The organism is Streptomyces triticisoli (genome assembly GCF_003270085.1).
GTDB classification, from domain to species: domain Bacteria; phylum Actinomycetota; class Actinomycetes; order Streptomycetales; family Streptomycetaceae; genus Streptomyces; species Streptomyces triticisoli.
Genome location: NZ_QFDQ01000072.1, coordinates 27,001 through 45,821, shown reverse-complemented (window position 1 = coordinate 45,821; position 18,821 = coordinate 27,001). Strand labels below are relative to the sequence as shown.

Sequence of the window (18,821 nt, the reverse complement as noted above, 5' to 3'; positions counted from 1 at the left end):
GTGTCACTTCCCCGTGTTGAAGCCGAAGCCGCCGGCCGCGCCCTCGACCCTGGCGCGCAGCCGCTTGCCCTTCTCGGTGGCCTGTTCGTTGAGTTCCTGCTGGAACTCCCGCATCCGGCCGAGCAGTTCCCCGTCGTGCGCGGCGAGGATCCGGGCGGCGAGCAGGCCGGCGTTGCGGGCGCCGCCGACGGACACGGTCGCCACGGGCACCCCGGCCGGCATCTGCACGATCGACAGCAGCGAGTCCATGCCGTCCAGGTACTTCAGCGGGACGGGCACGCCGATCACCGGCAGCGGGGTGACGGAGGCGAGCATGCCGGGCAGGTGGGCGGCGCCGCCCGCGCCGGCGATGATCGCCTTCAGTCCGCGCTCGGCCGCCTGTTCGCCGTAACGGATCATCTCGCGCGGCATGCGGTGGGCGGAGACGACGTCGACCTCGTAGGCGATCTCGAACTCGTCGAGTGCCTCGGCGGCGGCCTCCATGACGGGCCAGTCGGAGTCCGATCCCATGACGATGCCGACAACGGGGCTGCTCTGGCTCATTCGGTGATGGTGCCTCTCAGGTAGCCGGCTGCGTGACGGGCGCGCTCCAGCACGTCGTCCAGATCGTCGCCGTAGGTGTTGACGTGGCCGACCTTGCGGCCGGGCTTCACGTCCTTGCCGTACATGTGGATCTTCAGCTGGGGGTCGCGGGCCATGCAGTGCAGGTACGCGGAGTACATGTCGGGGTAGTCGCCGCCCAGGACGTTCACCATGACCGTCCACCTGGCGCGCGGGCGGGGGTCGCCCAGCGGCAGGTCGAGGACCGCGCGGACGTGGTTGGCGAACTGGGAGGTGATCGCGCCGTCCATGGACCAGTGGCCGGAGTTGTGCGGGCGCATCGCCAGCTCGTTGACGAGGACACGGCCGTCGCGGGTCTGGAACAGCTCCACGGCGAGGTGGCCGACGACGCCGAGCTCCTTGGCGATCCGCAGCGCCATCTCCTCGGCCCGCAGGGCGAGGTCCTCGTCCAGGTCCGGGGCGGGCGCGACGACCGTGTCGCACACGCCGTTCACCTGCCGCGACTCCACGACCGGGTAGGCCACGGCCTGGCCGTGCGGGGAGCGTACGACGTTGGCGGCCAGCTCCCGGACGAAGTCGACCTTCTCCTCGGCGAGGACGGGCACACCGGCGCGGAAGGGCTCGGCGGCCTCCTCGACGGAGTTCACCAGCCACACGCCCTTGCCGTCGTAGCCGCCGCGGACGGTCTTGAGGACGACGGGGAAACCGCCCACCCGTCGCCCACCACCGCCCTTGCCGGAGGGCACTTCGTGCCCGCCCCTTTCGAGCTCCGCCGCGAACGCGGCCACGTCCCGCGGGTCGGTCACGATCCGGTGCCGCGGGCAGGGCACGCCGATCGCGTCGAGCTTCGCGCGCATCACACCCTTGTCCTGGGCGTGCACGAGCGCGTCGGGGCCGGGACGCACGGGGATGCCGTCCGCCTCCAGGGCCCGCAGATGCTCGGTGGGGACGTGCTCGTGATCGAAGGTGATCACATCGCAGCCCCGCGCGAACGCGCGCAGCGTCTCCAGGTCGCGGTAGTCGCCGACGACGACATCGCTCACGACCTGTGCCGCGGAGTCCTGGGGGGTGTCACTGAGGAGCTTGAACCTGATGCCCAGCGGGATGCCCGCCTCGTGTGTCATACGAGCGAGCTGGCCACCGCCGACCATGCCGACTACCGGGAACGTCACGCCTCCAAGAGTATCGGCCGCGCCACCCCGGCCGGATTCCGCGCCTGCACGGGGGCCGTGCCGGCCTGCGCACCGGCGCTCGTACCGGTTGGTTCCGACATCCCTTTCCTGCCATTTCCAGAGCCCTTTCCGACCTGTTTCCCGGCCGGAAGCCCGTCCACAGGCGCGGTCCTGAAGCGCTGGTTAGCATGGCGGAGTTGGCGAGATCAACCGAGACACCGACCGAGACACCGACCGAGACGGGGGCCTGCACGACCATGGGCCATGGTTCCTCAGGGCTTCGAGCCGCGCCCCCGGCGCACCACGGCGCGCTGCGCAGGCGCGTGGACCGGCTGTGGCGCGAGATCGTCAAGTTCGGCGCGGTGGGCGGAGCGGGGCTCCTTGTCAACCTGCTCGTGTTCAACCTGGTACGGCAGGTGACCGGTCTGCAGGTGGTGCGCGCGAGTGTCATCGCCACGGTCGTCGCGATCGTCTTCAACTACGTCGGCTTCCGCTACTTCGCCTACCGGGACCGCGACAAGAGCGGCCGCACCCGGGAACTGACCCTGTTCCTGTTGTTCAGCGTGGTCGGTCTGGTGATCGAGAACGGCGTGCTGTACCTGGCGACGTACGGTTTCGGCTGGAACAGCCCGCTGCAGAACAACTTCTTCAAGTTCCTCGGCATCGGCATCGCGACCCTGTTCCGCTTCTGGTCCTACCGCACCTGGGTGTTCCGCGCCCTGCCGGCCCGGGAGGCGGTGGCGGGCGCGGAGTCGTTCCTGCAGGCCGAGTCGGGACTGCGGACCGAGTCGGGGAAGTCGCGGTCGCGGGCCTTCCGCTAGCGGCCCCCGCCGCACCCCCCCGCCGCCGGGGAGGTTCGTCGCGAAGATCCAGTCGAGGCCGTCCTCACCGGGGCCGTCGAGGTGCGCGGCCCGGACCAGGCCGGCCCGGAGCGCCACGCGCTGGGAAGCGGTGTTGGCCGGACGGATCCGGGCGACCACGGGGAGCCGCGGCACCCGCCGGTCCGCCCAGGTCACGACCGCCGTCGCGGCCTCGCCGGCCAGGCCCCGGCCCCAGGTGGCGGGGTCGAAGCGGTAGAAGAGGTTGAGGGTCCGCAGACCCGCCAGGTCCATGGGCTTGACCCCGCAGAAGCCCAGCGTGCGGGCCGAACCACGGTGCCGGACCACCCAGTATCCGTAGCCGTGGCGCCGCCACTGGTCGTCCCAGCGCTGGTAGAGCTGCTCGGCCTCCGTCCGCTCGGTGAGGGCGTCGGAAGGGTTGTGGGCGCACGCCGCGGGGTCGCTGTGGATCGCGAGGATGGCGTCGACGTCGTCCGGCGTCGGGCGCCGCAGGGACAGCCGGGCGGTCGCCGGCTCCTCGTCGGCCGAGGTGTGCTCGCTCATGCCGTCCCCCCCCCCCGTTCGTCGTCGGTGCGCGCGGGTCAGCGTACCGTCGGCTGCCGCTCCGTCTGCTTCTTCGGCGGCGGGGTGCGGGAGAGGAACAGACCGAAGACCGGGGGCTGGGCCTGGAGGAGTTCCAGGCGGCCGCCGTCGGCCTCGGCGAGGTCGCGGGCGACGGCGAGGCCGATGCCGGTGGAGTTGCGGCCGCTGATCGTGCGCTCGAAGATTCGGGCGCCCAGGTCGGCGGGGACGCCGGTGCCCTCGTCGGTGACCTCCACGACCGCCTGGTTTCCGGTCACGCGGGTGCGCAGCGCGACCGTGCCGCCTCCGTGCATGAGGGAGTTCTCGATCAGCGCGGCCAGCACCTGGGCGACCGCGCCCGGCGTGCCCACCGCCCGCAGGTGCTGCTTTCCGGAGCTGACGATGGCGCGGCCGACGCTGCGGTAGGCGGGGCGCCACTCGGCGATCTGCTGCTGGATGACCTCGTCGAGGTCGAAGGAGACGGCGGAGCCGTTGCGCGGGTCGCGGGCGTTGGTCAGCAGACGGTCCACCACGTCGGTCAGCCGCTCGACCTGGGTGAGGGCGACGTTCGCCTCCTCCTTCACGGTGTCCGGGTCGTCGGTGAGGGTGATCTCCTCCAGGCGCATGGACAGCGCGGTCAGCGGCGTACGCAGCTGGTGGGAGGCGTCGGCGGCCAGGCGCCGCTCGGCGGTCAGCATCCGGGCGATGCGCTCGGCGGAATTGTCGAGCACGTCCGCGACCCGGTCCAGCTCGGGGACGCCGTAGCGCTTGTGGCGGGGGCGCGGATCGCCGGAGCCGAGGCGTTCGGCGGTCTCGGCGAGGTCGGTCAGCGGGGAGGCGAGCCGGTTGGCCTGGCGGACCGCGAGCAGCACCGCGGCCACCACCGTGAGCAGCGCGACCAGGCCGATGATCAGCAGCGTACGGCCGACCTCGCGGGTCACCGAGGAGCGGGACTCCTCCACCCGGACGGTCTCGCCCTGCTCGCCCCTGGCCGTGGAGTGGATCACGTCGCCGGACGGTTTGCTGCCGACCTCGATGGGCCGCTGCCCGGGAATGCCGATCACGGCGTACTGCTCGCCGGCCACCTGGTCGCGCAGGACCTCCGCGTTGACGGTCTCCGAGCCGAGCAGCCGGCTGTCGACGATGCTGGCCAGCCTGACCGCCTCGGAGTCGACCCGTTCCTGGGCGCTGTTGCTGATCGTGCGGGTCTCGACGATCACCAGGGAGAGGCCGAAGACGGCGATCACGACGAGCACCACGGCGAGCGTGGACTGGATCAGTCGACGGCGCATGTCCTCATTACCTGACGAAGGCCCTGGCGGTGGGGCTCGGCTCCCGGCGGGGCTCAGCTCTTCTCGAAGCGGAAGCCGACGCCGCGTACGGTCGCGATGTAACGGGGGTTCGCCGCGTCGTCGCCGAGCTTCTTGCGCAGCCAGGAGATGTGCATGTCGAGGGTCTTGGTCGACGACCACCAGGTGGTGTCCCAGACCTCGCGCATCAGCTGGTCGCGGGTGACGACCCGCCCCGCGTCCCGCACCAGCACCCGGAGCAGGTCGAACTCCTTGGCGGTGAGCTGCAGCTCCTCGTCGCCCATCCAGGCGCGGTGGGAGTCGACGTCGATGCGCACCCCGTGCGTGGCGGGCGGCTGCTGCGGCTCGGTGGCGCCGCGCCGCAGCAGGGCCCGGACACGGGCGAGCAGTTCGGCGAGCCGGAAGGGCTTGGTGACGTAGTCGTCGGCGCCCGCGTCGAGACCGACGACGGTGTCCACCTCGTCGGCGCGCGCGGTCAGGATCAGAATGGGCACCGTGTGGCCGTCGGAGCGCAGCCGGCGGGCGACCTCCAGGCCGTCCATGCCGGGCAGCCCGAGATCCAGCACGACCAGGTCGACACCGCCCTGCGTTCCGGCGTCGAGCGCGGCGGGTCCGTCCTCACGCACCTCGACCTCGTAACCTTCCCGGCGCAGTGCGCGGGCCAGCGGCTCCGAGATGGACGCGTCGTCCTCGGCGAGCAGTACACGGGTCATGAACCGATGGTAGTCCGCCGGCGCCGTCTGCCGGGGTGGTCCTGCAGCGTGATCGTCGCGCGGGCTTCCCACCTTCCCGTCCAGTGGTACAGACCAATGGCCGGGAAGTGTGACCCTTGAGGGGACTCCGCATGGACCTTGGAAAGGCCGGGCAGGGTTCCCCGGCCCCCTGTGATCCGCATCTCAAGTCCTTCCATATCCGGCACTGTCCTGCCGTATGGTGAGTTGAACGCCTGTAGCACGCAGCGGACCTTTGGCGCTCATCTCGACGCCGAAGGTCCTTTTTGTGCGCGGGCCGGCCCCGGCCGGCCCGGAAAGAAATGACCTAGGGCCGGGCCTCTACGCGTGTCGACACGGGCAGAGGCGTGGATCCCGGTGGCCGTCGTCCGCCGCTCCGTGATCCGGAGCGGGCTCCCCTGGGCGTGGGGTGGACCCCGGCCCCGCCGGTGCCGGCCGCCCCCCACACCGGGCGCGTGTCCGCTGATCGAAGCGCGTCCCGACCAGCAAGGAACGACCATGGCGTCCAGCCTGACGAAGGACTCGGTCCACCCGGGCACCCCCGGCTCCGAGAAGACCTTCTTCGGCCACCCCCGCGGCCTGGCCACTCTCTTCATGACCGAGATGTGGGAGCGCTTCAGCTTCTACGGCATGCGCGCCCTTCTCGTCGTCTACCTCCTCTCCGGCGGCCCCGACGCCAAGAAGGGGAGCATGGGCGGCGGGCTCGGCATGGATCTGGCCACCACCACCGCGATCTACTCCGTCTACATGTCGATGGTGTACCTGCTCGCCATGCCCGGCGGGTGGCTGGGCGACCGCCTCTGGGGTCCCCGCAGGACGGTGACGATCGCCGCGATCACGATCATGGCGGGTCACGCGGTGCTGGCACTGCCCGGCGGACAGACGCCCTTCTTCGCGGGTCTGGCGCTGGTCGCGCTCGGCTCCGGCCTGCTGAAGGCCAACATCTCCACCATGGTCGGCCACCTCTACGACGGCCCGGACGACCCGCGCCGCGACGGTGGCTTCACGATCTTCTACATGGGCATCAACATGGGTGCCTTCTTCGCCCCGCTGGTCATCGGCACCATCGGTCAGCAGGTCAGCTGGCACCTGGGCTTCGGCCTCGCCGCCGTGGGCATGGCGATCGGCCTCGCGGCCTTCCTCATCGGCACCCGGAACCTGGCCCCGCAGAGCAGCGTCGTACCCGAGCCGCTGGACGCCGCGGAGCGCGCCTCCTGGCTGCGCAGGGGTCTGACCTGGCTCGCCGTCGCCGCCGTCTTCTACGGCATCGTCGGCTTCACCGGTCACTTCACCCTGAACTGGGCGATGATCCCGCTCACCGTGATCGGTCTGGTCATCCCGGCCGGTGTCCTGCTGCGCATCAAGCGGGACAAGGAGCTGTCGGACGCCGAGCAGTCCAGGATGACCGGCTACATCTGGTTCTTCGTCGCGGCCGCCGTCTTCTGGATGATCTACGACCAGGGCGGTTCCACGGTCCAGGCGTTCGGTGAGACCAGGACCTCCGGCTCGCTGCTGGGCTTCACCTTCCCGTCCTCCTGGTACCAGTCGCTGAACCCGGTGTTCATCATGGCCCTGGCCCCGGTCTTCGCCTGGTTCTGGCTGTGGCTGAACCGCAAGGGCAAGGAGCCGAGCACCGTCGCGAAGTTCGCGGCCGCCCTGTTCTTCGTCGGCGTCTCGTTCTTCTTCTTCCTGCTGCCGCTGGGCATGGCCACGGGCGACGCCGTTGTCAGCCCGATGTGGCTGGTGGGCATCTACCTGATCCAGACCGTCGGTGAGCTGTGCCTCTCCCCGGTCGGCCTGTCGGTGACGACCAAGATGGCCCCGGCGAAGTACGCCAGCCAGATGATGGGCGTGTGGTTCCTCGCGGTCACCGCGGGCGACTCCGTCACCAGTCTGCTGTCCAACCCCGCCGTGGCCGGGGTCGACCTCAGCGGTACGGGAGCGGTCGCCGTGGAGGCCGCCCTCGCCGCCCTCGCCGGCTTCGCGATCTACATGTACCGCCGGAAGGTCAAGTCCCTGATGGGCGACGTGCGCTGAGCCCTGGCCGGCACGGCCTGGCCGGCCGGCACGGCTGACACGCCGAAGGGCCACCGCATCCTCGGGTGCGGTGGCCCTTCGGCATCCTCGGGCGCGGCGCCCCCGGCCGGCTCAGGCGGGCGCCCCCAGCTCGGCCCACACTCTCTTGCCCGTGACGCCCGGGGTGCGTACGACCCCCCAGTCCAGGCACAGTCGCTGGACGATGAACATGCCGTGGCCGCCGGGGCGGCCGGCGCGGTGCGGGGTGCGCGGGGCGGGCTGGCCGGTGCCCCGGTCGGAGACCTCGATGTGGATCACCTTGTTGTCACAGGTGATCTCCAGGTGGTCGGGGCCCTCGGCGTGCAGACAGGCGTTGGTGACCAGCTCGGAGACGACGAGGAGCACGTCCTCGGCGGCGGCCCGCTGGTCGGCGGTCGCGGCGGGCAGCCAGCCCCACTCGTACAGCGCCTGACGGGCGAAGTCGCGGGCGAGCGGCACGACGCCGCTCTGGCCGTCGAAGCTCAGCCTGCGGATCTGGCGACTCCCCGACGGAACCGCCGGCACGGCCGTCGCACCCCCTGTGGACGCCCCTCCCGCCGGTACGCCCCCCTCGGACGCCCCGGAAGCGCCGCTGGGCTCCGGGCCGCGGTCGCCCGGCGAGTAAGGCCGGGTGGTGCTCATCAGCGCTTCACCTCACCGATTCACCAGTTCACGATTCAAAAGTCACCAGTCACTTCGCACGTACACGGTTCAGTACGTCCGCACACACGCCGGAACCCCGGTCGCCGGATCCCGTGCGGGCGGCCGGCCCACTCAGGTTGTCTCCTGCCCGACCGATCCGGTGGAACACCCCCGTTTTCGGCCCGTGGGGCATGACGCCCGGTGCGCGCCGGGCGCGGGAGTTCGGAAAGGACACGTCGACGGTCCGGTGGCCGGCTCAGCCGGCCTCGTCGGCCAGAGCGTCCTCCAACGTGTCGTGCACGCTGAAGACCGCATCGGCTCCCGTGATCTCGAACACACGAGCCACCACCGGCAGCATCCCGGCGAGATGCACACCACCCCCGGCCGCCTCCGCCTTCAGCCGCGCGCCCAGCAGCACGTTCAGCCCCGTGGAGTCGCAGAACTCCAGGCGTGAACAGTCCACCACCAGTCGTGAACGCCCCTTGGCGAGGCACTCCTCAAGCGGTTCGCGCAGCAGGTCGGCCGTGTGGTGATCCAGCTCGCCCGCCGGAGTCACGACGGCACTGGAGCCCTCCTGCCGCACCTCCACCAGAAGCCGGCCCGACTGTGCGCTGCCGACCGTCCCGCGGTCCATGCCGTCTCTCTCTCCCAGGGTCTTGGTCCGATGCCTGACGCCCTCGAACACTACTGCTTCCATCGCCACTTCGACACCTGACAACCGCACACAAACGGACATACCCGCACGTAACGCACTTGCGGCGGTGTTGGGAAAGCGGGTAGGGCTAGTAGAGACCCGTACCCGACACGGCCGGCTTTGGAGGCGCCGCACACCGCAGTGCACGCACTGGCTTCGGCAGCCATATGCCGAAAACGATGGAGGACACCATGTCACCCCGGCTCGACGCATCGCATACCCAGAGGGCGACGTCGGCACCCCCGAAGGAGCACCCGGATCCCATCGAGCTTCACGACGTACGCGCCGAGCGAGCCGATCAGGCCCCACTGGCCCCACTGACCGGACTGGCCGGACTTCCGGACATACCCCCGTACGACGAAGTGGCCCCGGACGACGCCCGCGCGTTGTCCAGAACCCTCTTCGAGCGGCTGGAGTCCCTCGAGGAAGGCACCCACGAATACTCGTACGTCCGCAACACTCTCGTCGAACTCAACCTCGCGCTGGTCAAGTTCGCCGCCTCCCGCTTCCGCTCCCGCAGCGAGCCGATGGAGGACATCATCCAGGTCGGCACCATCGGCCTGATCAAGGCGATCGACCGCTTCGAACTCTCCCGTGGCGTCGAGTTCCCCACGTTCGCGATGCCCACCATCATCGGCGAGATCAAGCGCTTCTTCCGCGACACCTCGTGGTCCGTGCGCGTTCCGCGCCGGCTGCAGGAGCTGCGCCTGGACCTCGCCAAGGCCGGTGACGAACTGGCCCAGCGGCTCGACCGCGCGCCGACGGCGACCGAACTCGCCGAACACCTCGGGCTGTCCAGGGACGAGGTGGTCGAGGGCATGGCCGCCTCGAACGCGTACACCGCCTCCTCGCTGGACGCACAGCCCGAGGAGAACGACTCCGAGGGCGCCCTGGCGGACCGCATCGGCTACGAGGACCACGGGCTCGAAGGCATCGAGTACGTCGAGTCGTTGAAGCCGCTGATCGCCGAACTGCCCTCCCGGGACCGGAAGATCCTGTCCCTGCGGTTCGTGGCCAACATGACCCAGTCGGAGATCGGCGAGGAGCTCGGCATCTCGCAGATGCACGTCTCGCGGCTGCTGTCGCGAACGCTCGGCCGGCTGCGCAAGGGGCTGACGCTCGAGGAGTGACGGGGTGACAGGACGCCTCCGTCCGGTGTCGGAAGCGGCGCCGGGCGGGCCGCGTTCCAGCTCTCCCCGCCCTCACCCCGGGCCGTCGTCTCCACGCAGTCCAGGGCATTCACCGAAAAGCCGTCGGCGCCCCACTGGTTACCCCGGGAAACGTCTTTCCCCACGGGCTTCCTTGCACCACTATGGTCACCCCCAAACTGGCTGGTACGTCAGGAGTCCGGCGACGCTGCCGAGATGGGCGCCGGGGTGCGAGGAGGCGGGTGCATGGCTCGGGCCGACGGTACCGACAAAGGCGTCGAGACCGGGGACGCGGACGGCGGACCGCACGAGGGAGTGTCCGACATGCGGCTCACCGGGCTGCTGGGCGCCGACACACCGACCGTCTATCCGGCGCTGCGGGAACTGCGCGCCCGCCACCTCCCCTCCGTCCTCGCCTACGCCCGGCAGTGCACCACGAGCGAGTCGACCGCACGGCAGATCGCCGCACAGGCGTTCACCCTCGCCGCCCGCGAGACGGCACGCGGCGTGGACCCCGGCGTCCCGGTCCGACCGCACTTACTGCTGCTGACCACCCGGCTGGCCGCCGCCTGGGCACGCGACGAGCGGTCCGGCGGCGTGGACACCGGGCTCCTGCTGGTCCTGAACACGGCCGGCCCCGAGGGCCCCGTACCGCCCCTGCTCACCGCCTTCCAGTCGCTGCCGACCCGTACCCAGGGCCTGCTCTGGTACGGGGCCGTAGAGCAGGAGCCCGAGGACCGGACCGCCACGTTCCTCGGCGTCGGCCGCCAGGACGTGGCGTACGGCGTCCCGCAGGCGCTCAAGGCGATGGCCCAGGCCTCCCTGCGGTCCCGCCTCGCCGCCTCCGACGACCCGCGCTGCGGCGACTTCCGCCGGCTCATCGAGGAGGCGGTACGGCCCGACCACCCCCGTCCCAGCTCCGACCTGCACACCCACATGGCGCACTGCGGCCACTGCACGGCCGCCTTCGAGGAGCAGTCCGCCCTGCGCGACCACCCGCGCACCGCGCTGGCCGAGGGCCTGCTCCCCTGGGGCGGCACCGCCTACGTCACCCGGCGGCCGGCCGAACCGCGTCCGGGCCCCCGCGCGCGGGCTGCCGCCTGGTCGCCCTCCCGCCGCTACGCGCTGGCCTCGGCGGCGCTCGGCGTGGCCCTCGCACCGCTGCTGCTGTTCCTGGTCACCCCTGGCGGCGACCTCCAGGACCAGCACGCGGCGGGCGCCGCGCCCGCGCCCGCTCCGCCGGTGGAGGTCACGGTGACCGCGACCGTGCCGGTGACCCCGCCCCCGCCCTCCCCCTCCGCGACCTCCCGTCCGCCCTCGCCCAAGCCGACGCCGAGCCCCTCCAGGACGGCGCCTCCGAAGCCGGATCCCACCCCCACCCACACGCCCACGTACCCGCCGGGCGCGGCCTACGCCCAGGTGGTGAACGTCGCCACGGGCCGCTGCCTGGACGTGGCCGGTGACTTCGACAACGGCACGGACGTCGTCACCGCCCCGTGCGGGTCCGCGGCCACCCAGCGCTGGCGCGTCGACTCCTACCGCGGGGTGCTGCAGTCGGCGGCCGACCCCGACTTCTGCCTCGACAGCCGCGGCTCCGTGGAGAAGGGGGTCGGCATCTGGACGTGTTCCTCGGTGGAGGGCAGGAACGGCCGGAACCTGACATTCACCGTCGACCCGGACGGCGTGATCCGCCCGGCCGTCGCCCTCGCGACCGGCCTCGCCCCGAACGCCGACGGCGACCTCTCCCTCACCCCGCTGACCGGGAGCACGACACAGCGGTGGCGGGCGGGGGACGCCTGACCTCGGGCGGGGACGCGTGCGCCTGATCAGACCTCGCGCGTCCCCTTCCGCCAGACCTGGGTGACCAGGGGGACGCCCGGGCGGTAGGCCAGGTGGACGTGGCTGGGCGCGTCGAGGACGGCGAGGTCGGCACGGGCGCCGGGGGCCAGTCGGCCCACGTCGTCGCGGCGCAGGGCCCTCGCTCCGCCGGCCGTCGCCGCCCAGACCGCCTCGTCGGGCGTCATGCCCATGTCCCGCACGGCGAGCGCGATGCAGAACGGCACCGAGGACGTGAAGGACGAGCCCGGGTTGCAGTCGGTGGACAGCGCGACCGTGACACCGGCGTCCAGGAGGCGCCGGGCGTCGGGCCACGTGGCGCGGGTGGAGAACTCGGCGCCGGGCAGCAGCGTGGCGACCGTGTCGCCGCTCGCCAGGGCGTCGACGTCCGCGTCCGTCAGGTGGGTGCAGTGGTCGGCGCTGGCCGCGTCGAGCTCGACGGCGAGCTGGACGCCGGGGCCGTGGGTGAGCTGGTTGGCGTGGACGCGCGGGTGCAGACCCCTGGCCCTGCCCGCGGTGAGGATCGCGCGGGCCTGGTCGCCGTCGAAGGCGCCCTTCTCGCAGAACACGTCGATCCAGCGGGCGTACGGAGCGCAGGCCTCGAGCATCTCGCCGGTGACCAGCTCGACGTACGCCGCCGGGTCCTCGGCGTAGTCGGGGGAGACGATGTGCGCGCCGAGGTAGGTGACCTCGTCGGTGTGGCGGGCGGCGATGCGCAGGGCGCGGGCCTCGTCGGCGACGGTCAGCCCGTACCCGGACTTCGTCTCGAACGTGGTCGTGCCCTGGCGCAGGGCCTCGGCGAGGTAACGGGTGAGGTTGGCCTCCAGTTCCGCGTCGGTGGCGGCGCGGGTGGCGGCGACCGTGGTGCGGATGCCGCCCGCGCTGTAGGCCCGGCCGGACATGCGGGCGTTGAACTCCTCGGTGCGGTCGCCCGCGAAGACCAGGTGGGAGTGGGAGTCGACGAAGCCCGGGATCACCGTCCGGCCGCCGGCGTCGACCCGATTGTCAGTGGCGGGTGCTTTCCTGGATTCACCGGTCCACGCGATGCGGTCGCCGTCGATGACGACGGCCGCGTCCCGGACCAGTCCGAGAGGAGAACTGTCACCTGAGGAGGGGTCGTTGGTGACCAGCGTGGCGATGTTGGTGATGACGGTGCTGCTCATGGTGTCCTCGGCGTTGACGGTGGGGTTCAGCCGCGCAGGGCTTCGACGGCGTCCGCCAGCGCTGACGGCACATCGGGTACGAGGGTGTGGGCGCCGTCCCGTACGACGTGACGGCCGCCCACGACCGTATGGCGTACGTCCGCTGCCGTCGCCGCGAATACGGCCGTCTCGGCGCCGAGCCTGGGCAGCGTCCCCGCTGTTCTGACCGAGTCCAGCGCGATCGTCGTGAAGTCGGCGAGGGCGTCGGCGGTGAGGCTGCCCGCGTCGCTCCAGCCGAGGGCCGCGTGCCCGTCGGCGGTGGCGGCCCGCAGCAGGGCGGCGGCCGTCCAGTGGCCGCGGGCGCGGGTGCGCAGCCGCTCGTTCAGCTCCATCGCGCGGGCCTCTTCGAGCAGGTCGATGACGGCGTGGCTGTCGGAGCCGAGGGACAGCGGGGAGCCGGCGCGCTGCAGGGCCGGGGCGGGTCCGATGCCGTCGGCCAGGTCCCGCTCGGTGGTCGGGCACATGCAGGTGCCGGTGCCGGAGCGGCCGATGAGGGCGATGTCCTCGTCGGTGAGGTGGGTGTTGTGCACGCCGGTCGTGCGCGGGCCGAGGACGCCGTGGTCGGCCAGCAGCCGGGTGGGGGTGCACCCGTGGGCCGCCTGGCAGGCGTCGTTCTCGGCGGTCTGCTCCGACAGGTGCACATGGAGCGGGGCCCGCCGCTCCTCGGCCCACCGCACGACCGTCGCCAACTCCCGTGCGGGCACGGCCCGTACGGAGTGCACGGCGGCACCGATCCGTGCGTGATCCCGTTCCTTGAGAACTGAACAGCGTTCGGCCCAGGCCTCGGCCGCCCCGTCGGAGAAGCGGAGCTGGTGGGTGTCGGGCGGCTGCCCGAAGCCGGAGGACAGATAACAGGTGTCGAGGAGGGTGATGCGGATGCCGGCCTCGGCGGCGGCCTCGATCAGGGCCTCGCCCATCGCGTTCGGGTCGGCGTACCGGGAGCCGCCCGGCGCGTGGTGGACGTAGTGGAACTCGCCGACGGCCGTGATGCCGGCCAGCGCCATCTCGGCGTACACCGCGCGGGCCAGCGCGTGGTAGTTCTCCGGGGTGAGCCGGTCGGCGGTGGCGTACATGACCTCGCGCCAGGTCCAGAAAGTTCCGGAACCGACCTGGACGGTGCCGCGCAGGGCCCGGTGGAAGGCGTGGCTGTGCGCGTTGGCGAGACCGGGGATCGTCAGTCCTCGGAGGGGTTCGGCCCCCGGCGGCGGGGTGGGCACGCCGGTGCGGACGGCCGCGATGCGGCCGTCGCGCACGTCGAGCGCCACGCCCGGCTCGATGGGGGTCCCCCCTGCTCGAGCGCCGTCGAGAGCTTGGGGGAGGGTGCCGAGCCAGGCCTGCTCCAGCCAGTACGTCCGCGTCTGCCGGGTGGGGGTCATGTGCAGGCCAGCCCTTCCAGTACGTCGACGAGTGCGCGCACCCCGGCCAGGCAGTCGTCCTCGTTCGCGAACTCGGCCGGGGAGTGCGAGACACCGGTGGGGTTGCGCACGAACAGCATGGCGGTGGGGATGCTCCCGGACAGGATTCCGGCGTCGTGTCCCGCGCCCGTGCCGAGAACGGGCACCGTCAGGCCGGTGTCCTTGCCCAGGATGCGGGCCAGTTCGTCCCGCAGGGCGTGGTCGAACTCCACGACGGGCGTGAAGGACTCGCGCACCACGTCCAGGTCGACGCCGTGCGCCGTGGCGTACTCGCGGGCCGCCTTCTCGATGCCGGTGACCACGGTGTCGAGGGTCTGCTGGTCGGCGGCGCGGGAGTCGAGCCAGCCGCGCACCAGGGAGGGGATCGCGTTGACGCCGTTCGGCTCCACGGCGATCTTGCCGAAGGTGGCGACGGCACCGGCGAGCGCGGCCTCGCTCCGGGCGGCGAGCACCGTCTCGGCGTACGACAGCATCGGGTCGCGCCGGTCGGCCAGCCGGGTGGTGCCGGCATGGTTGGCCTCGCCCCGGAAGTCGAACCGCCACCGCCCGTGCGGCCAGATCGCACTGGCCACGCCGACGGCGTCCCCGGTGAGGTCGAGGGCGCGTCCCTGCTCGACGTGCAGTTCGACGAAGGCTCCGATGCGGGCGAGGCGCTCCGGGTCCGGCCCGATGGCATCGGGGTCGTACCCGGCGGCCTCCATGGCCCGGGGCAGCGTGATCCCGTCGCCGTCGGTGAGCCGGTGCGCCTGCTCGACGGTGAGCTGCCCGGCGGTCAGCCGCGATCCGACACAGGCGAGCCCGAACCGGGCGCCCTCCTCGTCCCCGAAGTTGACGACGGCGAGCGGCCGGGTGAACCGCGCGTTCCTGCTCCGCAACTCGTCGAGGGCGGCGAAGGCGGACACGACTCCCAGGGGCCCGTCGAAGGCTCCGCCGTCGGGCACGGAGTCGAGGTGCGACCCGGTGACCACGGCGTCCCCCTGGGCGGGGTCCCCGAGCCAGGCCCACTGGTTCCCGTTGCGGTCGACCTCGTACGCCAGTCCGCGGGCCCGGGCCTGCTCCTCGAACCAGGCCCGGCATTCGGCATCGGCGGCCGTCCACGCGAACCGGCGGTAGCCGCCGGACTCCGTGTGCCGCCCGACGGGAGCGAGTTCCCGCCACATCTCGTGGAAGGAACCGCCGCCGCCCGCCACGGGCTTGTGACCCTCACCAGAGAGCTGGGTCACCTGTCGTCCCCCTCACGCATGGGCACCCGTACTCCCCGCTCCCCCGCCACCGACTCCGCGAGGTCGTACCCGGCATCGACGTGCCGGATCACGCCCATCCCGGGGTCGTTGGTGAGCACCCGGCGGATCTTCTCGCCGGCCAGCGCCGTACCGTCGGCCACCGTCACCTGCCCGGCGTGGATCGACCGGCCCATGCCGACCCCACCGCCGTGGTGGATGGACACCCACGATGCCCCCGACGCCACGTTGACCATGGCGTTCAGCAGCGGCCAGTCGGCGATCGCGTCGGACCCGTCGAGCATGGCCTCGGTCTCCCGGTAGGGAGAGGCGACGGACCCGCAGTCGAGGTGGTCGCGGCCGATGACGACCGGCGCTCGCAGCTCGCCGCTCGCGACCATGTCGTTGAACCGCTCGCCGGCCTTGTCGCGCTCGCCGTAGCCGAGCCAGCAGATGCGCGCGGGCAGGCCCTGGAAGTGGACGCGCTCGCCCGCCAACCTGATCCAGCGGGCCAGGGACTCGTTCTCGGGGAACAGCTCCAGGATCGCCTTGTCGGTCCTGGCGATGTCGGAGGCCTCACCCGACAGCGCGGCCCAGCGGAACGGGCCCTTGCCCTCGCAGAACAGCGGCCGGATGTAGGCGGGGACGAAGCCGGGGAAGGCGAACGCCCGGTCGTACCCGGCCAGTTGCGCCTCGCCGCGGATGGAGTTGCCGTAGTCGAAGACCTCGGCGCCGGCATCCAGGAAGCCGACCATCGCCTCGACGTGCCTGGCCATGGACTCGCGGGCCCGGGTGGTGAACCCGGCCGGGTCCTTGGCGGCGGCCTCGGCCATGTCCTCGAAGTCGACGCCGAGCGGCAGGTACGACAGCGGGTCGTGGGCGGAGGTCTGGTCGGTGACGATGTCGATGGGCGCGCCCATGGCGAGCAGCTGCGGGACGAGTTCGGCGGCGTTGCCGAGGACGCCGATGGACAGCGGACGGCGGGCGTCACGGGCCTCGACGGCCAACTGGAGGGCGTGGTCGAGGGAGTCGGCCCTGACGTCCAGGTACCGGTGCTCGATGCGGCGCTCGATGGCGCGCGGGTCGCAGTCGACGCAGATGGCCACGCCGTCGTTCATGGTCACCGCGAGCGGCTGGGCGCCGCCCATGCCGCCGAGGCCGGCGGTCAGGGTGATGGTCCCGGCGAGCGAGCCGCCGAACTTCTTCGCGGCGACGGCGGCGAAGGTCTCGTAGGTGCCCTGGAGGATGCCCTGGGTGCCGATGTAGATCCAGGAGCCGGCGGTCATCTGGCCGTACATGGTCAGGCCGAGGGCCTCCAGGCGGCGGAACTCCTCCCAGTTGGCCCAGTCGCCGACGAGGTTGGAGTTGGCGAGGAGCACGCGCGGGGCCCACTCGTGGGTCTGCATGACGCCGACGGGACGGCCGGACTGGACGAGCATGGTCTCGTCGGCCTTGAGGGTCTTCAGCGTGTGGACCATGGCGTCGAAGGAGCGCCAGTCGCGGGCGGCCTTGCCGGTGCCGCCGTAGACGACGAGCTTGTCGGGGTGTTCGGCGACCTCGGGGTCCAGGTTGTTCTGGAGCATCCGCAGGGCGGCTTCCTGCTGCCATCCCAGGGCGCTCAGTTCCGTACCGCGCGGTGCCCGTACGGCGCGGGGTCCTGACATGGTCTGCCTCCTAGTGGATTGCTCCCAGCGGATCTGTTGCTGTCGTTATTCACATCCTGGACTGATGAATAGAGCTAGTCAATATGTCGCCGCCTGCCGACACGGACGCACCCCGGGTGTTTCGCTGGACGCATGACGGCAGGCAGCGACAGGACTACAGGGACGGCGACCGGGACGGCAGCGGAGACGGGGGACGACGGCATGGACTGCATGGACTGCATGGACGACAAGGGCCGCGAGGACCACAGGGACCACAGGGACCACAGGGACCACGAGCGGGCCGTCCGGCGGGACGCGGCGGTGCGGGCCGCGGTGGACCAGGGGCTGCTCGGGCCCGGCTCCCCCATCGTGGGCCTGCTCGACGTCACCGGCATCCGGGAGTCGGCGGCAGCGCTCCGGGCGGCGTTCGAGGCGGTGGCGGCGCCGGGCACCCCGGTGCTGCACGCCTTCGCGGTCAAGGCGACCCCGCTCGTGCCCGTGCTCCGGCTGCTGCACGAGGAGGGCATGGGCGCCGAGGTGGCGAGCCCGGGCGAGCTGGCGCTGGCACGGGCGGCGGGGGTGCCATCCGCCCGCACCGTCCTGGACTCCCCCGCCAAGACCCCGGCCGAGCTGCGCGAGGCGCTGGAGCTGGGCGTCGCCGTCAACGCGGACAACCCTCAGGAGCTGGCCCGCATCGACGCCCTCACGGGGTCCGCCGCCCCTCGCTCACCACTGGGGATCCGGGTGAATCCGCAGGTCGGCGGGGGTTCCATCGAGGCGCTGTCGACGGCCACGGCGACCTCGAAGTTCGGGGTGGGGCTGCGCGACGAGGGCGCGCGCGAGTGGGTCGTACGGGCGTATCTGGACCGCCCCTGGCTGACCAGGCTGCACGCCCACACCGGGTCCCAGGGCATCCCGCTCCCCCTGATGGCACAGGGCGTGGCGCAGACGTACGCGCTCGCGGAGGAGATCAACGCGCGCGTGGGGCGGCGGCAGATCGACACCCTCGACATCGGCGGCGGGCTGCCGGTGAACTTCGGCTCGGAGGCGACCGCGCCGACGTACGCGCGGTACGCGCGACTGCTGGGCGAGGTGGTGCCGGGGCTGTTCGACGGGCGGTACGGGCTGGTGACCGAGTTCGGGCGGTCGCTGCTGGCCAAGCAGGGCACGGTGGTGGCCCGGGTGGAGTACACCAAGAGCGCCGGTGGGCGGCCGGTCGCCGTGACCCACGCGGGCGTGCAGGTCGCGACGCGCACGGTGTACGCGCCGGGGGCGTGGCCGCTGCGCCTCGCCGCGTACGACGCGAAGGGACGGCCCAAGGCGGGGCCCGAGGTGGTGCAGGACGTCGCCGGGCCCGCCTGCTTCGCCGGCGACCTGCTCGCCGAAGGCCGCGCCCTCGCCCCGCTCGAACCGGGCGACCACGTGGCGGCACTGGACACCGGCGCCTACTTCTTCGCGCACCACTACGCCTACAACTCCCTGCCCCGGACCGGAATTTACGGCTTCGCCCCGGACGGCTCGGGAGGGATCGCCTTCGCGACCGTGCGCGAGCCGCAGACGGTCCGGGAAATCGTGGCGGAGGCGGGAGGGGAACACGCGCCGGCGCTCACCACCCTGCGCGCACCCGAGCGCGCTTGAGGTACGCCGAGCGCACCCGGCGCAACTGGTGGGAAAACCGGGTCAGTCGACCCACACTAGTCCCCCGATCGCATGTTCCACCGGAAAATGCCGTAACCCCCGCCGTCGCCACACACCGTGCGTAGCGTCTCCACCACTCAGCCGAAACCCCAGG

General features: G+C 72.0%; 15 protein-coding genes and 1 pseudogene. 5 read left to right on the top strand and 11 right to left on the bottom strand.

The features are described 5' to 3' along the window. Positions 1-3 precede the first annotated feature (3 nt). On the bottom strand, positions 4-543 hold the full coding sequence (gene purE / locus DEP02_RS13100; RefSeq protein WP_112467492.1) for a 5-(carboxyamino)imidazole ribonucleotide mutase: 540 nt from the start codon (positions 541-543) through the stop codon (positions 4-6). Continuing rightward, entirely contained in the window at positions 540-1,733 is a 1,194-nt protein-coding gene (locus DEP02_RS13095; protein WP_112467491.1) for a 5-(carboxyamino)imidazole ribonucleotide synthase, read from the bottom strand. The genes purE and DEP02_RS13095 overlap by 4 nt, the downstream gene beginning before the upstream one ends. 257 nt (positions 1,734-1,990) lie before the next feature. Between DEP02_RS13095 and DEP02_RS13090 the strand changes: the two genes are divergently transcribed. Beyond that, positions 1,991-2,554, top strand: a complete 564-nt coding sequence (locus tag DEP02_RS13090; RefSeq protein ID WP_112467490.1) for a GtrA family protein — start codon at positions 1,991-1,993, stop codon at positions 2,552-2,554. A gap of 108 nt (positions 2,555-2,662) precedes the next feature. Here the strand turns inward: DEP02_RS13090 and DEP02_RS13085 are convergent. The 3 genes and pseudogenes from DEP02_RS13085 to DEP02_RS13075 form a co-directional block, all read right to left on the bottom strand. Next, positions 2,663-3,115, bottom strand: a pseudogene (locus DEP02_RS13085) (GNAT family N-acetyltransferase); the annotation flags it as partial. 38 nt (positions 3,116-3,153) lie between these two features. Then, positions 3,154-4,425 (bottom strand): sensor histidine kinase, encoded by a 1,272-nt coding sequence (locus DEP02_RS13080; protein ID WP_112467489.1) that lies wholly within the window; start codon positions 4,423-4,425, stop codon positions 3,154-3,156. 53 nt (positions 4,426-4,478) lie between these two features. Further along, positions 4,479-5,156: a response regulator transcription factor gene (locus tag DEP02_RS13075; RefSeq protein WP_112467488.1), complete on the bottom strand. Its 678-nt coding sequence runs from the start codon at positions 5,154-5,156 to the stop codon at positions 4,479-4,481. Between the two features lie 516 nt (positions 5,157-5,672). On the opposite strand from DEP02_RS13075, the gene DEP02_RS13070 reads away from it, so the two are divergent. Beyond that, a complete protein-coding gene (locus DEP02_RS13070) occupies positions 5,673-7,211 on the top strand; it encodes a peptide MFS transporter (protein WP_112467487.1) in 1,539 nt (512 codons plus the stop codon). 111 nt (positions 7,212-7,322) lie between these two features. Here the strand turns inward: DEP02_RS13070 and DEP02_RS13065 are convergent, their stop codons facing one another. Both DEP02_RS13065 and DEP02_RS13060 read right to left on the bottom strand, forming a co-directional pair. Then, entirely contained in the window at positions 7,323-7,871 is a 549-nt protein-coding gene (locus tag DEP02_RS13065; protein ID WP_112467486.1) for an ATP-binding protein, read from the bottom strand. A gap of 256 nt (positions 7,872-8,127) precedes the next feature. After that, on the bottom strand, positions 8,128-8,505 hold the full coding sequence (locus tag DEP02_RS13060; RefSeq protein ID WP_112467508.1) for an STAS domain-containing protein: 378 nt from the start codon (positions 8,503-8,505) through the stop codon (positions 8,128-8,130). Positions 8,506-8,756: 251 nt separating this feature from the next. On the opposite strand from DEP02_RS13060, the gene DEP02_RS13055 reads away from it, so the two are divergent. Continuing rightward, positions 8,757-9,695, top strand: coding sequence for an RNA polymerase sigma factor SigF (locus tag DEP02_RS13055; RefSeq protein ID WP_112467507.1), 939 nt, complete (start codon positions 8,757-8,759; stop codon positions 9,693-9,695). A 264-nt stretch (positions 9,696-9,959) separates the two neighbouring features. Beyond that, positions 9,960-11,513, top strand: coding sequence for an RICIN domain-containing protein (locus DEP02_RS13050; protein WP_112467485.1), 1,554 nt, complete (start codon positions 9,960-9,962; stop codon positions 11,511-11,513). A gap of 26 nt (positions 11,514-11,539) precedes the next feature. On the opposite strand, the gene hutI is transcribed toward DEP02_RS13050, so the two are convergent. The 4 genes from hutI to hutU are packed head-to-tail and all read right to left on the bottom strand — an operon-like array spanning position 11,540 to position 17,050. Continuing rightward, positions 11,540-12,712, bottom strand: a complete 1,173-nt coding sequence (gene hutI / locus DEP02_RS13045; protein ID WP_112467484.1) for an imidazolonepropionase — start codon at positions 12,710-12,712, stop codon at positions 11,540-11,542. A gap of 26 nt (positions 12,713-12,738) precedes the next feature. Continuing rightward, a complete protein-coding gene (locus DEP02_RS13040; protein ID WP_112467483.1) occupies positions 12,739-14,127 on the bottom strand; it encodes a formimidoylglutamate deiminase in 1,389 nt (462 codons plus the stop codon). Continuing rightward, a complete protein-coding gene (locus DEP02_RS13035) occupies positions 14,124-15,326 on the bottom strand; it encodes an allantoate amidohydrolase (RefSeq protein ID WP_112467506.1) in 1,203 nt (400 codons plus the stop codon). The genes DEP02_RS13040 and DEP02_RS13035 overlap by 4 nt, the downstream gene beginning before the upstream one ends. 59 nt (positions 15,327-15,385) lie before the next feature. Next, on the bottom strand, positions 15,386-17,050 hold the full coding sequence (gene hutU / locus DEP02_RS13030; RefSeq protein WP_112467482.1) for a urocanate hydratase: 1,665 nt from the start codon (positions 17,048-17,050) through the stop codon (positions 15,386-15,388). A 219-nt stretch (positions 17,051-17,269) separates the two neighbouring features. Between hutU and DEP02_RS13025 the strand changes: the two genes are divergently transcribed. Further along, positions 17,270-18,667 carry a type III PLP-dependent enzyme domain-containing protein gene (locus tag DEP02_RS13025; RefSeq protein ID WP_112467505.1) on the top strand — a complete coding sequence of 466 codons (1,398 nt, stop codon included), beginning with the start codon at positions 17,270-17,272 and terminating at the stop codon, positions 18,665-18,667. Positions 18,668-18,821: the final 154 nt, after the last annotated feature.

Excerpts from the sequence above, each read along its gene's own strand:
- purE (WP_112467492.1), bottom strand. The coding sequence starts at position 543 with ATGAGCCAGAGCAGCCCCGTTGTCGGCATCGTCATGGGATCGGACTCC.
- DEP02_RS13090 (WP_112467490.1), top strand. The coding sequence starts at position 1,991 with ATGGGCCATGGTTCCTCAGGGCTTCGAGCCGCGCCCCCGGCGCACCAC.
- DEP02_RS13080 (WP_112467489.1), bottom strand. The coding sequence starts at position 4,425 with ATGCGCCGTCGACTGATCCAGTCCACGCTCGCCGTGGTGCTCGTCGTG.
- DEP02_RS13075 (WP_112467488.1), bottom strand. The coding sequence starts at position 5,156 with ATGACCCGTGTACTGCTCGCCGAGGACGACGCGTCCATCTCGGAGCCG.
- DEP02_RS13070 (WP_112467487.1), top strand. The coding sequence starts at position 5,673 with ATGGCGTCCAGCCTGACGAAGGACTCGGTCCACCCGGGCACCCCCGGC.
- DEP02_RS13065 (WP_112467486.1), bottom strand. The coding sequence starts at position 7,871 with ATGAGCACCACCCGGCCTTACTCGCCGGGCGACCGCGGCCCGGAGCCC.
- DEP02_RS13060 (WP_112467508.1), bottom strand. The coding sequence starts at position 8,505 with ATGGACCGCGGGACGGTCGGCAGCGCACAGTCGGGCCGGCTTCTGGTG.
- DEP02_RS13055 (WP_112467507.1), top strand. The coding sequence starts at position 8,757 with ATGTCACCCCGGCTCGACGCATCGCATACCCAGAGGGCGACGTCGGCA.
- DEP02_RS13050 (WP_112467485.1), top strand. The coding sequence starts at position 9,960 with ATGGCTCGGGCCGACGGTACCGACAAAGGCGTCGAGACCGGGGACGCG.
- hutI (WP_112467484.1), bottom strand. The coding sequence starts at position 12,712 with ATGAGCAGCACCGTCATCACCAACATCGCCACGCTGGTCACCAACGAC.
- DEP02_RS13040 (WP_112467483.1), bottom strand. The coding sequence starts at position 14,127 with ATGACCCCCACCCGGCAGACGCGGACGTACTGGCTGGAGCAGGCCTGG.
- DEP02_RS13035 (WP_112467506.1), bottom strand. The coding sequence starts at position 15,326 with ATGTGGCGGGAACTCGCTCCCGTCGGGCGGCACACGGAGTCCGGCGGC.
- hutU (WP_112467482.1), bottom strand. The coding sequence starts at position 17,050 with ATGTCAGGACCCCGCGCCGTACGGGCACCGCGCGGTACGGAACTGAGC.
- DEP02_RS13025 (WP_112467505.1), top strand. The coding sequence starts at position 17,270 with ATGGACGACAAGGGCCGCGAGGACCACAGGGACCACAGGGACCACAGG.